The 14930-nt window shown below is 60.3% G+C and carries 9 protein-coding genes; 4 read left to right on the top strand and 5 right to left on the bottom strand.

The window, feature by feature from the left end:
• The first annotated feature begins 3 nt into the window (after window positions 1-3).
• The 3 genes from fdhF (at window position 4) to DCS96_RS09030 (ending at window position 5292) form a co-directional block, all read left to right on the top strand.
• The gene (gene fdhF / locus DCS96_RS09040) at window positions 4-2868 is read left to right on the top strand and encodes a formate dehydrogenase subunit alpha (protein WP_116473956.1); all 2865 of its coding nucleotides are present in this window, start codon (window positions 4-6) and stop codon (window positions 2866-2868) included.
• Between the two features lie 157 nt (window positions 2869-3025).
• On the top strand, window positions 3026-3847 hold the full coding sequence (gene fdhD, locus DCS96_RS09035; RefSeq protein ID WP_116473955.1) for a formate dehydrogenase accessory sulfurtransferase FdhD: 822 nt from the start codon (window positions 3026-3028) through the stop codon (window positions 3845-3847).
• A gap of 275 nt (window positions 3848-4122) precedes the next feature.
• Entirely contained in the window at window positions 4123-5292 is a 1170-nt protein-coding gene (locus DCS96_RS09030; protein WP_116473954.1) for a BCCT family transporter, read from the top strand.
• A 558-nt stretch (window positions 5293-5850) separates the two neighbouring features.
• Here DCS96_RS09030 and DCS96_RS09025 read toward each other — a convergent pair.
• The 3 genes from DCS96_RS09025 to DCS96_RS09015 form a co-directional block, all read right to left on the bottom strand.
• A complete protein-coding gene (locus tag DCS96_RS09025; protein WP_116473953.1) occupies window positions 5851-6480 on the bottom strand; it encodes a sarcosine oxidase subunit gamma in 630 nt (209 codons plus the stop codon).
• Window positions 6473-9472 carry a 2Fe-2S iron-sulfur cluster-binding protein gene (locus tag DCS96_RS09020; RefSeq protein ID WP_116473952.1) on the bottom strand — a complete coding sequence of 1000 codons (3000 nt, stop codon included), beginning with the start codon at window positions 9470-9472 and terminating at the stop codon, window positions 6473-6475. Before DCS96_RS09020 ends, DCS96_RS09025 begins: the two co-directional genes overlap by 8 nt.
• Window positions 9473-9815: 343 nt before the next feature.
• Complete coding sequence (locus DCS96_RS09015; protein ID WP_116473951.1) at window positions 9816-10922, bottom strand: hybrid-cluster NAD(P)-dependent oxidoreductase; 1107 nt, start codon at window positions 10920-10922, stop codon at window positions 9816-9818.
• A gap of 306 nt (window positions 10923-11228) precedes the next feature.
• On the opposite strand from DCS96_RS09015, the gene DCS96_RS09010 reads away from it, so the two are divergent.
• Window positions 11229-12494 (top strand): aromatic ring-hydroxylating oxygenase subunit alpha, encoded by a 1266-nt coding sequence (locus DCS96_RS09010; RefSeq protein WP_116473950.1) that lies wholly within the window; start codon window positions 11229-11231, stop codon window positions 12492-12494.
• Between the two features lie 38 nt (window positions 12495-12532).
• Here the strand turns inward: DCS96_RS09010 and DCS96_RS09005 are convergent, their stop codons facing one another.
• Entirely contained in the window at window positions 12533-12760 is a 228-nt protein-coding gene (locus tag DCS96_RS09005; protein ID WP_116473949.1) for a hypothetical protein, read from the bottom strand.
• 117 nt (window positions 12761-12877) lie between these two features.
• Window positions 12878-14827, bottom strand: a complete 1950-nt coding sequence (locus DCS96_RS09000; RefSeq protein WP_198649970.1) for an acetoacetate--CoA ligase — start codon at window positions 14825-14827, stop codon at window positions 12878-12880.
• Window positions 14828-14930 lie beyond the last annotated feature (103 nt).

Below are 14930 nucleotides of genomic sequence, written 5' to 3'. Positions count from 1 at the left end.
AAGATGGTTGAGCATTTTTATCCCGAGAAGGATTACGGGACGCCGGCCCGGCTGTCGGAAAAGCTGGTTACCCTGAACATAGACGGTATCGAGGTCACGGTCCCCGAAGGCACCTCGGTGATGCACGCGGCGGCCAGGGCAGACATCAATATTCCCAAACTGTGCGCTACCGACAGCATGGAGGCCTTTGGCTCCTGCCGGCTGTGCACGGTGGAAATCGAAGGACGGCGGGGCTATCCCGCTTCCTGTACCACGCCGGTCGAGCCGGGCATGGTAGTGCGCAGCCAGAGCCAGGCCCTGGCCAAGCTGCGCCGCAACGTGATGGAGCTGTATATCTCCGATCACCCCCTCGACTGCCTGACCTGCCCGTCCAACGGCGACTGCGAGCTGCAGGACATGGCTGGTGCCGTGGGCCTGCGCGAAGTGCGTTACGGTTTCGACGGCGAGAATCACCTGGACTCGGTCAAGGACGAGAGCAACCCCTATTTCACCTTCGACCCGAGCAAGTGTATCGTCTGCTCCCGTTGCGTGCGGGCCTGTAGCGAGGTGCAGGGCACCTTCGCCCTGACTATCGAAGGCCGGGGCTTCGACTCCAAGGTCTCTACCGGCAAGGACACCAACTTTGTCGACTCGGCCTGCGTGTCATGCGGTGCCTGTGTCCAGGCCTGCCCGACCTCGACGCTGATGGAAAAGTCGGTGATCGACAATGGCCAGCCCGAGCACAGCGTGATCACCACCTGCGCCTACTGTGGCGTGGGCTGTTCATTCAAGGCGGAAATGAAAGGCGATCAGGTGATCCGCATGACCCCCTGGAAGGGCGGCAGTGCCAACCATGGCCATTCCTGCGTCAAGGGCCGCTTTGCCTTCGGTTATGCCACCCACAAGGACAGGCTGACCAAGCCCATGATCCGCGCCTCGATCGATGAGCCCTGGACCGAAGTCAGCTGGGAAGAAGCAATCAACTTTGCCGCTCGGCGCCTGCGCGAAGTGCAGGACAAGCATGGTCGCAAGAGCGTCGGCGGTATTACCTCGTCCCGTTGTACCAATGAAGAAACCTACCTGGTGCAGAAGCTGGTGCGAGCGGCGCTGGGCAACAACAACACGGATACCTGTGCCCGGGTGTGCCACAGCCCCACCGGCTATGGCTTGAAGATGACCCTGGGCGAGTCGGCGGGTACCCAGGACTTCGATTCGGTGATGCAGTCCGACTGCATCATGGTGATCGGCGCCAACCCGACCGACGCCCACCCGGTATTCGGTTCCATGATGCGCAAGCGTTTGCGGGAAGGTGCCAGCCTGATCGTGGCCGATCCCCGCCATATCGATCTGCTGGAAACGCCCCACGCGGGCGAGGGCATTCACCTGCCGATCCGGCCGGGGACCAACGTCGCCCTGATCAATGCGCTGGCCCATGTGGTGGTGACCGAAGGGCTGGAAGACGAGGCATTCGTAGCCGAGCGTTGTGATCCGGATGATTACCGTATCTGGCGCGCCTTTGTCGCCGAGCAGCGTAACTCGCCGGAGCAGATGGCGGAGGTAATCGGCGTGCCGGCCGAGACCATCAGGCAGGCGGCCCGCCAGTATGCCACCGCCGGCAACGGCGCCATCTATTATGGCCTGGGCGTAACCGAACACAGCCAGGGCTCGACCATGGTCATGGGTATCGCCAACCTGGCGATGGCCACCGGCAATATCGGCCGGCCCGGGGTCGGGGTCAACCCGCTGCGGGGGCAGAACAATGTGCAGGGTTCCTGCGACATGGGTTCTTTCCCCCATGAACTGCCGGGCTATCAGCCGGTCAACGATGCTGGGGTGCGCAGCCAGTTCGAGGCGGCCTGGGGTGTAAGCCTCGAAGCCGAGCCCGGGCTGCGGATCCCGCATATGTTTGATGCCGCCATTGCCGGCCAGTTCAAGGCCATGTATGTGCAGGGTGAGGATATCGCCCAGTCGGACCCCAATACCCAGCATGTGGAGGCGGCACTGCGCTCCCTGGAGCTGTTGATCGTGCAGGATATCTTCCTTAACGAAACCGCCAAGTTCGCCCATGTGATCCTGCCCGGCTCGACCTTCCTGGAGAAGAACGGCACCTTCACCAACGCGGAACGCCGGATCAACCGGGTACGCAAGGTGATGACACCGCTGGCGGGCAAGGAAGACTGGGAGATCACCATGGCGCTGGCCAATGCCCTGGGCTATCCGATGCGCTATCAGCATCCTTCCGAGATCATGGATGAAATCGCGTCGGTGGCCCCGTCGTTCGCCAATGTCAGCTACGACAAGCTGGACGAACTGGGCAGCATCCAGTGGCCGTGCAACGACGAGCACCCCGAAGGCATGCCAATCATGCATGGCGACAGCTTTCCCATCGGCCTGGGGCGCATGGTGGTGACCGAGTTTATTCCCACTACCGAAAAGGTGTCGGAGAGCTACCCGCTGTTGCTGACCACGGGGCGTATCCTCAGCCAGTACAATGTGGGGGCCCAGACCCGGCGCACCGACAACAACGTCTGGCACAGCGAGGACGTGCTGGAAATTCATCCGCATGACGCCAGTGCCCGCAGTATTGTGGACGGTCAGCCGGTCACCATTGCCAGCCGCACCGGCAGCACTGTGTTGAAGGCCAGGTTGAGCAAGCGCATGCAGCCGGGCGTGGTGTATACCACCTTTCACTTCCCGCACAGCGGCGCCAACGTGATCACCACCGATAATTCCGACTGGGCGACCAACTGTCCGGAATACAAGGTAACAGCGGTTCAGATAACGGGAACGAACGACAATGTGTTGTCCGACTGGCAGCAACAGTTCTATGCCTTTACCCGTGAGCAGCTGGACTTTCATGAGGCCGGCAGCAAGAAGGATAATGACTAAAACCCTAAGCTGGTGCCGGCCCGAGGGCGGATGACATCAGCAATAACGGGGGCGCTTGTTTGGCAGGCGCCCCCGTTTTTTATTCGGAAAATCTTGCCGATTGCCGCAGGTAGCGGTATCAAGATGACTCAAGTTAATCATAGCGAAAGGAGCCACCATGAACGGTCAGCAGTCGAAGAGCTGCCCTGCGGGCGTGGTCAGCGCAGAGGTTGACCGGATCCGTCAGGGCAACCTGTCCCGGCAGCAGGATCTGGTTGCCGAAGAGGTGCCGGTGGCGCTGGTCTATAACGGCATTTCCCATGCGGTGATGATGGCAAGCCCCCTGGATCTGGAGGATTTTGTACTGGGCTTCAGCCTGACCGAAGGCATTATCAGCCGCGCCGGGCAACTCTATGGCATGGAGTTCAATCGTCAGCGTCTGGGCATCGAGATAGAGATAGAGCTCAGCAGTGAGTGTTTTTTGAAACTGAAAGAAAAACGGCGTGCCCTGACCGGTCGCACCGGCTGTGGCCTCTGCGGCCGGGAGTCACTGGTGCAGGCCCTGCCGCCGGCTCCCTTGGTCAGTCCGGCCGCCATGCCGCCCCTGGCGGCGATCGCCCGGGCCGGCGAGCTGCTGCGGGAGCGCCAGACACTGCACCACCTGAGCGGCGCTGTCCATGCGGCCGGGGCCTTCGACCGCGAGGGCAAGCTGCTAATGGTGCGGGAGGACGTGGGCCGGCACAATGCTCTGGACAAGCTGATCGGCGCCCAGCTGAGCGGCACACCCCCCCTTGCCGGCTTCATCATGGTTACCAGCCGGGCCAGCTACGAGATGGTGCACAAGTGCGCCATGCTGGGGGTGGCCACCCTGGTGGCGGTGTCGGCGCCCACCTCACTGGCCATCGACTACGCCCGCCAGTCGGGCATGAACCTGCTCGGCTTTGCCCGCGGCGGGGACGGTGTTATCTATCACCAGTCGGGGCTGGCCGCGCCCGAGTAATCCTTTCCCATTCAGTATCAAACCCGGTCACAGAACCGGGTTTTTTATTGCATGCTGTCGTATCCAGCTAAGAAAGTGACGCATACAGGGTCTGCCCGGTGTGCTATCTTACTTACAGTTAAATTGATTGATCGTTCAATTAAATTCAGGCCGGTGCCGAAGGGCAGGCCCTGAACATTTTCACAGCGGGGTGCACACAAACCAGAGAAACCAGTGGATGGTCTTATCGCAATGTAATTTATGAGTCATGGAATCAAGACAAGAGGGTTTTACCCATGGAAATGGTGTTATCTGTTGCAATTATTTTTACCCTGGTGGCCTCGGCATTGATACTGCTGCGTCACGGGAATGTACGCTGCAAGGGCGAGATGCCCACCTCCCTGTTTACCTTTATTGCTATCCTGTTTACCTCGGGCCTGGATGTCGGCCTGATCATGTTTCCGCTGACCGAATTTCCGGTTTATGCCAGTGAGGCCGAGTACGGCTTCGCCAACCCCCTGGCAATCGAGTTCGGGTTCTGGGGCTTCCTGGTGTGGGGATTTTACTTCCTGACCACTTTCTATTTCGTGCTGATCGAGCCGAGGGTCAGGCTGTTCGAGATCCCGTTGATCAAGTTTATCAACAACCTGGTGATCATCGGCACCTGTGCCTTCACCGGATTCCTGTTCCTGAGCTATCTGCCCAGCTATATCGAAGGTATCTCACCGGCCATGACCTATGGTCTGGTGGCGCTGGTGGTGCTGGCAGCGGTCTGGTCCAGCTCCGATGTACGTTATGTTAAGTTACTGAGTGTGGCGTCGACCTGGCTGTTTATTGCACTGATCATCGCCATGTGGCTGAATACGGGGGCCGGAGTGCAGGGACTGGGCAGTACTGTGGCCGGTATCGGCGAGTATTTCACCAATATTCACCAGTTTATTACGCCTATCACCGACTACCATGCCTTCTACCTGTTCTGGTGGTTCTCCTGGAGCATCATGATCGGTCAGTTCGTGGCCCGTTTCTCGGGCGGGCTGAAGGCCTGGCAACTGTGTGTTTCCATGCTGGTGGTGCCGTCCATTCCCATCGCCATCTGGTTCTCGGTACTCTATCTGCATTTCGAGCAGACCCTGGCGATTGGCGGCCTGCTGAACCTGGCGATGGTGGTGGTCGGCGTTATCTTCGTGATCAACTCCCTGGACTCCCTGATCCGTCTCTATACCACCAACCTGCGTATCGAGGCGGAGAAACTGGGGTCGGTTCGCTATGTGGCCCTGAACTGGACACTGATGTTCGGCCTGGTGCTGCTGTTCCAGTTTACCCCGCTGAAAATTGAGTGGGTGGGACTGGCGGTGATCGGCCTCTATGGCCTGATCGCGATATTGCTCTGGCAGCGCCGCCGCCAGCTCAACCAGCTGGGGGAAGCGGTTTCCCAGGTGAGTCGGGCGTCAGCCAAGGCTGGCTAACACCACCCGCGATATTACCATCCGTGACCGGGCCGCCCATGGGCGGCCTTGTTGTGTTCAGGGCATCCGCTACGCACCTGGGCTGTTCCTACGCCGGCTTAAGGATTGGGCTGGCCTTTGTGATCCTGATTTATGCGGCAGGCTAGGGCTGTCGTTCTGAATCCTGAGCCACACAGCAGTCACTGGCATCAAGGATTGTCGATGGGGCAGGGCTGAGCCGTTGTGGTGCCCGCATCAATGCTGCCGGATATGAGAAGGCTACCGCATTCAGTGAATCCCGTGACTATCCCGGCCGGGAAGCGACCTTGCTTCTATATAGGCGGTCCTGGGAGAGGAGTATGTCGGAGGATGGGCAAATATCAGCTTTGGGCAGCATTTGGGTCGACTCAGCCGTCCATGGCGTTAAAAAACTGGCCTGGGCACCTGTTGCCCAGGCCAGTAAAAGTGGACTGACCCTATAAAACAACATGCCCGTCTGTCAGGCATGTACAGATAATGTCATAGCTGCGGTCGGAGATATTGCCCGGGAGCGACATAATTCATGGTTTTTAGGGCGGATTAATTGATGATCGTCAGGCCGTATTCGGCCCCGGCATCCTGCAGCCATAGCCAGACATAGTCGGCAAAGCTGCGCCGTACTACCAGATGGTAGTTTTGGGGCGCCATATGGCTGAGCAGCACCTGGGTTTTGGCGAAGGTAGTGGAAACCGACTTGCCGACCGGCAGGGAGCGCGGGTGCACATCATAGCCGGTGGACTTTTTCAGTACCTGGATTGCATCGGGTCCGGACAGCTCCAGTATTGTCTGGCCACCGCTCACATTGACCAGGGCGTAGTGGCCGCTCAGGCACCGGCGTAAATGGTCTTCCAGCTTGGTTAGCTGCGTCCCCTCGGTGAGCAACAGCCACTCGTCGGGAGATATCCAGTACAGCTGGGCCTGGTCGTTATGGCTGCTTGTTCCCGGTTTGAGGGGCAGGGGGATCCCCAGTGCCCGTTCCACCCCGTCTACCAGCTCCTGCTGACCGGGATCCAGCCTCAGCACCAGATGCCCGCGCAGAGACAGCTCGCGCAGCCTGACCCGGCCCTCGCCGGTTGGGCTGGCAAGCCCGGGCAAGGTAACATGATGGAGAGGGCTTTCGGCTCTCACCTCGAATTCGGGAATCCTGAGCCTGGCGACGGGGTCAGACATATTGGCGCTCTCCTTCTGGATCGTAAAATACGGGACTGCTTATCCGGGCCGCTATCATCCGGCCATCCGTCCCGGACAGATATACGGTCTCCCCCAGCCGGCTCAAGCCGTCCTTGACCAGGCCGAGGGCAAAGCTGTAACCCAGGCTGGCGCTGTAGTAACTGGCGGTGACGTGACCCAGTTTCGAGATGGGCTCAGGGGCGGTGGGAGCCGGCATCACTCGGGTGCCTTCCGGCAATATCATCTGGCTATCCTCGGGCCTGAGGCCCACCAGCTGTGTGCAGCCCCGATAGCTGCCCTGAGCCCCGTTGCCGATAACGTCGAACGGCTGATTCATGTCCAGAATCCGCCCAAGTGAGGGCCCGAAGGGAGAGGCTGCACCGACCGTGTCTTGTCCGGCAATGGCAAAGCCCTTTTCCGCCCGCAGCACCCGCATGGCTTCGGTGCCGTAGGGGGTGAGATGGTATTTTTTGCCAGCTGAGAACAATTGCTGCCATACATAGTGACCATAGTTGGCTTCCACATCGATCGCGAACGAGAGTTCGCCGGTGACGCTAATACGGAAGATGCGTGCCGGTACCCCGGCAACCCGGGCGTCTTTCCAGGTCATAAAGGGAAACGCATCGGCAGACAGATCCGTGTCGTCGCACAGTTCGACGAGCAGCTTGCGGCTATCGGGGCCGGAGAGGGTCAGGGTGGACCAGTGCTCGGTCACCGAGGTGAAATAGACCTGCAGCTCGGGCCATTCGCGCCGATGGCACGACTCCAGCCATTGCTGTATCCCGGCCGTGCTGCCGGTGGTGGTCATCAGCAAGTGATGATCGTTGATGCAGCTGGTGATGCTGTCATCGAACACTATGCCGTTTTCATTCAGCATCAGGCCGTGGTGACAGCTGCCTGGGGCCAGGTGGGCATCGGCATGGACTCGGGACAGAAACGCCCGGGCATCGGGGCCCTGGATATCGATCTTGTCCTGGCTGGAGTTATCGAGGATACCGACCCCGTTGCGTACTGCCAGGCATTCCCGCTGTACCGCCTGCTCCATGGTTTCGCCGGCTCTGGGGAAGTACCAGGGGCGTTTCCAGAGGCCGACATCCTCAAACTCGGCGCCCTGCTGCAGATGCCAGGCATGCATGGCGGTAAAACGGGCCGGATCGAACAGCGTTTCTGCACGAGGGCCGGTCGGGTCTACAACACCATCAGGAGTATAGGGGGCTCGGAGCAGGGAAGCGGCGGCGAGCTCAATGCTTTGTCCCCGGGCCTTGGCCAGGATGGCCATGCCATTGATATTGCCAAGCCGGCTCTGATCGATACCAAAGCCCATAAGGGTATGGCGTTTGGTATGCTCGATAGCCTCTCCACCTTCCCGGGCGGCCCGTTCGATATCGGCGGCGGTTTCGTCGCTCTGAAAATCCACAAACTGCATGGGGGCGCGGCTGGTGGACTTGATATGGGGGAGATGGAAGATGGCCATGGCCGGCCCGGCTGCTATGCTGTCACACCGGGGGAGCTCGGGTTCTTCCGCGTTATCTGCGTAGCCGGCGGACCGGGCGGCGATGGCGCCGCATTCGAGCCCGGCCCGCAGGTTGTCGGCCAGGTCATAGTCTCCTGCCATGGCGCCGATGCAATGCTGATCCTGCGGGTCGGCGCCGGGGACGAAGCCGGCGACCTGCTGATTCCAGCTCGGATGGTTGCCGGCCTGGCAGCTCAGATGAACCTGGGGACTGTAGCCGCCGCTGACGGCAACCAGGTCACAGCTCAGTCGCTGGGGGGCGCCGACAATGCTTTGCCGATCATCGCTCAGGCGGCCGACCAGCACCCTTTTCACTCGTTTGCGGCCCTGGGCTTCCAGTACGCCATGGCCTTTGAGTACGGGAACCTGGCGGGCCGCTACCCGACGAACCAGCTCACCGTCGGCATCGGGACGGGGGTCGACCACCGCCACCAGCTCCTGACCGGCCTCGAGCCAGTCCAGGGCGGTCTGATAGGCGAGGTCATGGCTGGCCATCAATACCAGCCGGTGACCGGGGGCGACGCCGTAGCGGTTGATATAGGCCGAAACGGCTCCGGCCAGCATGCAGCCGGGAAGATCGTTGTTGGCAAACACCAGCGGGCGCTCGACGGCCCCGGTCGCTAGGATCAGCTGTTTGGTCCGCACCTTGTGCACTCGCTGGCGAGTGGCCGGCAGCGGTGCTTCCGGGTGGCTGTCGCGGCGCTCCAGGATGGCCACGAAATTGTGCTCATAATAACCGCAGGCAGTGCTGCGTCGCAGCAGGGTGACCGCTTCGCTTCGTTCCAGCTCGTCGATGACAGCGGCTATCCAGGCTCGGGGAGGGCTGGCATCCAGTAGGGTTCGGCTGTCGAGCAGGTGCCCGCCCCAGGACTCCTGCTCGTCGACCAGCATCACTCGGGCGCCGCTGCGGGCCGCCGAGCGGGCAGCGCTGAGGCCGGACGCACCGCCGCCTATCACCAGCACATCCACATGATGATGAAGATGATCACAACTGTTCGGATCTGCCTCGGCCGGATTGCAGCCAAAACCGGTGGCCTGGTGGCGGGCCTGTTCAGGTTCGGGCCAGAGGGGGTTAGGGGCCATAAAGCTCCTGTAACCATTACCTGCCGGTATCCGGCTGCCGCGGGCATTGCCGAGTGGTCCCCCCGGCTCAGCCACCACATTGGGGCGGCCATTGGTACTGTTGCACACCAGGCCCTCGTACAGGAGGACCTGGGTGGCCTTGCGACTAAATTGAGGGCGGGCACTGTTTGCATCCACCTGGATCAGGGCATTGGGTTCTTCGACACCAGCTGCCATGATGCCCCTGGGGCGCCGGTACTTGAAACTGTGGCCGATGATATCGATGCCATTGGCCAGCAGGGCCGAGGCGACGGTATCGCCCCTGAAGCCCTGGTAGTGCTTGCCGTTATAGACAAAATTAAGTGGCTGGCTGCGATCGATGCAGCCTCCCTCGGGCAGACGTGTTGATTGGCACATGCGGCGCATCCTCCTTGTTGGCCTCAGGCCGGCAGCCTATGGGATAGCTTTCCTGATCTCGTAGGTCACCGTATAGCGGGGTGAGTTTAAATGGGGGTGGGTGCTGGCGGTAAGTTGACAGGGTTCGCGGGGTTGACCCCGGGAGAGTCGTGATGGTGGCGGCCGGGTTATATCCTGTCACCCGGCCGCGGTCCCGCCGGGCATAGCCGCCACGACTGACGAGGCGTGCACCGCTCACAGTATCTCCGCTGGAGCGGGGAGACAAGGCACCCGGCTTCCATCCTGCCCTGGCTCGTTTGTCGGAGCGCATGGAGTACGGAAGCCGGAAATCAAGGCGAGGGGCTTAGAACGCCACCTCTACATTGCCCTGGGGCACGCTGCAGCAGCTCAGCACATAGCCATCGGCGATATCTTCTTCTGTGATGCCGCCGTTGTGCTCCATGGTTACTTCCCCTTTCACCACCTGTACCTTACAGGTGCCGCAGATGCCCATGCCGCAGGCCTTGGGAATATGCAGGCCAACCTGGGCCGCGGCACTGTGCAGGGTCTCGCCCGGCAGTATCTCGACCTGCAGATCGCTGTCCTGGAAAGACACCATCAGCCGGTCTTCGGTGCGCTCCAGCTCTTCGGCCAGTTCGACTGCCTCGCGGGCATGTTCCTCGACGTCTTCGGCAACATCCACCGGGGTCGCACCGAAGCTTTCCTCATGGTAGTGCTCCATCGGGAAACCGCTGTTTTCCAGCAGGGTGCGTACCGCCCGCATGTAGGGGTTGGGGCCACAGCAGAAGACTTCCCGCTCCATGAAGTCCGGGGCGATCAGGGCGAGCATGGAGCCGTTCAGATAGCCCTTGAAGCCACTCCAGGTTTCCCCGATATCGGTGCGTTCACAGATCAGGCTGAGGTGAATGTTGTTCAGCCGGGAATCCATGTGTTGCAGTTCCCGGTAGAACACCAAATCCTTGGGGGTACGGGCACTGTGTACGAAGTGGATATCGACATCGGCATTGGTGTCGAACCACCATCTGGCCATGGACATCACCGGAGTGATGCCGACACCGCCGGAGAGCAGCAGCACCTTGTCATTGGGGTGGTCGATACAGTTGAAGTTGCCGACCGGGCCATGTACGGCCAGGGCGTCCCCTTCATTGAGGTTGTCGTGCAGCCAGTTGGACACAACGCCGCCGGGTACCCGCTTCACCGTAATGGAAAAACTGTAGGGTACGGAAGGAGAGGAAGCGATGGTGTAGCTGCGCATCACCGTCTGATCTTCGATTTCCAGTTCCAGGGTGACGAATTGTCCTGGTTTGAAGAAGAACAGCAGGGGGCTTTCCGCGGTAAAGCAGAAAGTCCTGACATCCCAGGTTTCCTGTATGACCCTGACACACCGTACGGGGTGACGCCCGTTACTCCATGTTTGGGTATTGATGGGTGAGATAAAATCCTGATTCATCGCTGTTCTCCGTCGGGCTTAGGGAGCCTCTCCCCGGGTTATCCTTATGTCGGCATTTTTGTGCACTTTGGAGCTGGACGGTTGTCCAAAAACGACACGCAGATATCTACTAGCCCCGCTTTGGGCAATGAGCCGGTGTATGTCGGGCCGGGCGGGCGGCGGGAGGTCGGAAATCATCTGCTGGTGAGTCGTTTTCAGATAATCGTCATGGCATAACCTTGATGAAAATAGGGCTTCCGGTGGGGTTCCATCGATGGTATCCGGGACACACCGTTCAACCACATATCAGCAAAGGAAGCAGCACACATGGAGCAGACCAATACCGCATTGATCGGCACGTCCCCCGGCTTGGGTGAGGCAGTGCAGATGTTGCAGCAGCGTCGTCCCGGTTATTCACTCCCTCAGGCGTTTTACAACAGCCCCGAGGTCTTTGCCGCCGATATGGAGCAGATCTACTGCAAGGAATGGCTCTATGTCGGCCTGACCTGCGAGATCCCCAAGGTCGGTAACTTCATGACCCTGGAAGTGGGCAACAACCCCATTACCATAGTGCGCAATAAAGATGGAATTCAGGCGTTCCATAACGTCTGCCGGCACCGTGGGTCGCGTCTGTGTACTTCCAAGAAAGGCAAGGTCGCCAAGCTGGTCTGCCCCTACCACCAGTGGACCTATGAGCTGGATGGCAACTTGATCTATGCCGGCAATGATATGGGTGACAGCTTCAACAAGGCCGAATTCCCGCTGAAAAAGGTGCACACCAAGACCGCCGGTGGTTATATCTTTATCAGCCTGGCCGACAACCCGCCCGAGATTGACGATTTCCTGGCGGAGCTCGAGCGTTATCTCGAACCCTATGACCTGGAAAACGCCAAGGTAGCGGTCCAGTCCGAGATCGTTGAGGATGCCAACTGGAAGTTGGTGCTCGAGAACAACCGCGAGTGTTACCACTGCAACGGTTCTCATCCCGAGTTGCTCAATACCTTGCTGGAATTCGATGACACCACGGATCCCCGTGCCACCGACGCCTTCAAGGCCCATGTGGCGCGCATGGCCGATGAGTGGGATGCCGAAAACATTCCCCATGAGCATGTGTCGTTCGGGCTTCGCAACCGCATGGTGCGTATGCCGCTGGCCGAAGGCAAGGTGGCCATGACCATCGACGGCTCCAATGCCTGCGAGAAGACCCTGGGCCGGGTCAAGAACCGGGAGCTGGGCTCGTTGCGTATACTGCATCTGCCTAACTCCTGGAACCATGGCCAGAGCGATCACCTGATTACCTTCCAGGTGGTGCCGATCGGTCCGCAGAAGACCAAGGTGATCACCAAGTGGGTGGTGCACAAGGACGCGGTTGAAGGGGTCGACTACGACGTGGAAAAACTGCGCCGGGTATGGGACGCCACCAATGCCCAGGACCGGACCCTAGCCGAAGAAAATCAGCGGGGCATCAACTCCATGGCCTATGAGCCGGGCCCCTATTCGGCTACCTATGAATTCGGGGTGGTGAACTTTGTCGACTGGTATTCCGATACCTTTATCGACAACGCCCAGGTGTCGGTCAAGCTGCCGGAATAAGCCTGTCTAAAGGGGGAGCGTTCAGCTCCCCCCATTCTTTATTTCATACAGTTATCCAGAACACCCTGCACCTCGGGATGCAGCAGTTCACGCTTGGCCTGCAGCGATGCCAGACGCTCTTGCCATAGCGCCCGTTCCGGACCCGCCAGGGCTTTGACCAATTTATCGGTGCACTCCGCCAGCGACAGCTGAGCCGCCCCCTCAAGCCCCCATGCCTGCAACTGGGCACGAAAATCGTCCTGATCCATCAGCTCGGTGATCATCATGGTTCTGTCCTCCTCTATTCATTTTCGCTACAGCCTATTCAGCCGTTTTACCCTCCGCAACAGGTATCTGCCTGTTATGTCGTATTCAGGATAGTTGGCGAGGTGCAGGGCTCGTTATCAGCAGCGCAGTTGTGGCAGCTCCCGGAACAATGCCAGTGCCTTGGGGTTGGCCAGTGCCGCCAGGTTTTTTACCGGCAGTCCTTCCACGGTGTTGCGAATGGCCAGCTCCACCAGCTTGCCGGTACGGGTGCGGGGAATATCCGCGACCTGGATAATCTTTTCCGGCACGTGGCGCGGTGTGGTGTTGCTGCGAATAGTCTGACGGATTTCCTGTTCCAGGACTGAATCCAGGCGATATCCGGGCTTGAGCACCAGAAACAGCACGACCCGCACATCGTCCTGCCAGCGCTGACCGATGGCCACGGCCTCTTGTACCGCCTCGACCTTCTCCACCTGGCGGTAGATCTCGGCGGTGCCAATCCGCACCCCACCCGGATTAAGCACCGCATCGGAACGGCCATGGATCACCACGCCGCCGGCGGGGGTAAGTTCGGCGAAATCGCCGTGGGCCCAAACATTGTCGAAGGTATTGAAGTAGGCATCTCGGTACTGTTGGCCGTCGCTGTCGTTCCAGAAACCGATGGGCATGGCCGGGAAGGGACGGGTACAGACCAACTCTCCCTTGCCGCTCGTCACCGGCCGGCCCTCGTCCCAGATGTCGACCGCCATGCCCAGGCCCCGGCACTGCAGCTCACCGGCCCGCACCGGCAAAATCGAGCAGCCCAAAGCAAAACACGACAGGATATCGGTCCCGCCCGAGATTGACGACAGGCAGAGATCGCTTTTAACCTCCCGGTAGACATATTCAAAGCTCTCGTTAGTGAGGGACGAACCGGTGGACAGCAGGGTCCTGAGCGAGTTCAGCCGGTGGCTTTGGCCCGGCCGGACGCCGGCTTTTTCCTGGGCGGCGATATACTTGGCGCTGGTGCCGAAGGCGGTGACTCCTTCCTGCTCCACAATATCCCACAGCACCGTTGCGGTGGGGGCAAAGGGGGAGCCGTCGAACAGCACCAAGGTGGTGCCGCTGGCCAGGCCACTGAGCATCCAGTTCCACATCATCCAGCCGCAGGTGGCGTAATAGAATAGGGTATCTTCGCGCCCGAGATCGGTATGCAGTTGATGCTCCTTCAGGTGCTGCAGTAGGGTGCCGCCCACACCATGGACGATACACTTGGGTACCCCTGTGGTACCGGAGGAATAGAGGATACAGAGCGGGCTGTCGAAAGCCACCTGGGTAAATTCGAGGCTCATGGCTGCCGGGTCGATAAAGTCATCGAGCAGCACGGCGTCGGGCACCGGGCCCAGATCGGGGGCGGCGTCGAGGTAGGGGATGACCACCAGCCGGCCAAGGGGCGGCAGGTGTGGTAGCACCTGTGCCAGGCGCTGCAGCGAGTTGAAGGACTTGCCGTTGTAGAGGTAGCCGTCGGTGGTGAACAGCACCTTGGGCGTGGTCTGGCCAAAGCGATCTATGATGCCCTGGAGACCAAAATCCGGTGAGCAGGCAGTCCAGACGGCGCCCAGGCTGGCGGTGGCCAGCATGACCACGGCGGTGTCGATGACGTTGGGCACAAAGCCCGCCACCCGATCGCCTTCAACCACCCCGGCGCGGCGCAGGCCGGCGGCCACCTGTGCCACCCGCCGGTAAAGCCCGGCGTAACTCAGGCTGTCGCGCAGGCCGGCCTCGTTACGAAATACCAGCGCCGGCCGGTCGTCGCGGTAACGCAGCAGATTCTCGGCATAGTTCAGCCGGGCCTCGGGAAACCAGCGAGCGCCGGGCATCCGCTCGCCGTCGACCAGCACCCGTTCACCCCGCTCGCTCGACAGCACCCCGGTAAAGTCCCAAACCAGAGACCAGAACTCATCCGGCCGGTCGATAGACCAGCGGTAAAGCCGGTCATAGCTGTCGATATTTACACCGGTGCGCTCGCCGGCCTGCTGCATAAACCGGTGCAGGTTGCTACGCTCGATTCGTGTCCTGTCTGGTTGCCAAAGTACTCTGTTCATCATTCTTCCCCGTTTCGTCCTTGTGGGATGGTGCCCCCGGGGCTGCTTTCGCGATGCTACGGGTGGGCCGTTTGTTGGTATCGACCCCAGTGTGTAATGGCGTTAT

Source organism: Zobellella maritima (genome assembly GCF_003075035.1).
In the GTDB taxonomy this organism is placed as follows: domain Bacteria; phylum Pseudomonadota; class Gammaproteobacteria; order Enterobacterales; family Aeromonadaceae; genus Oceanimonas; species Oceanimonas maritima.
This window is presented reverse-complemented; position numbering and strand designations above follow the sequence as displayed.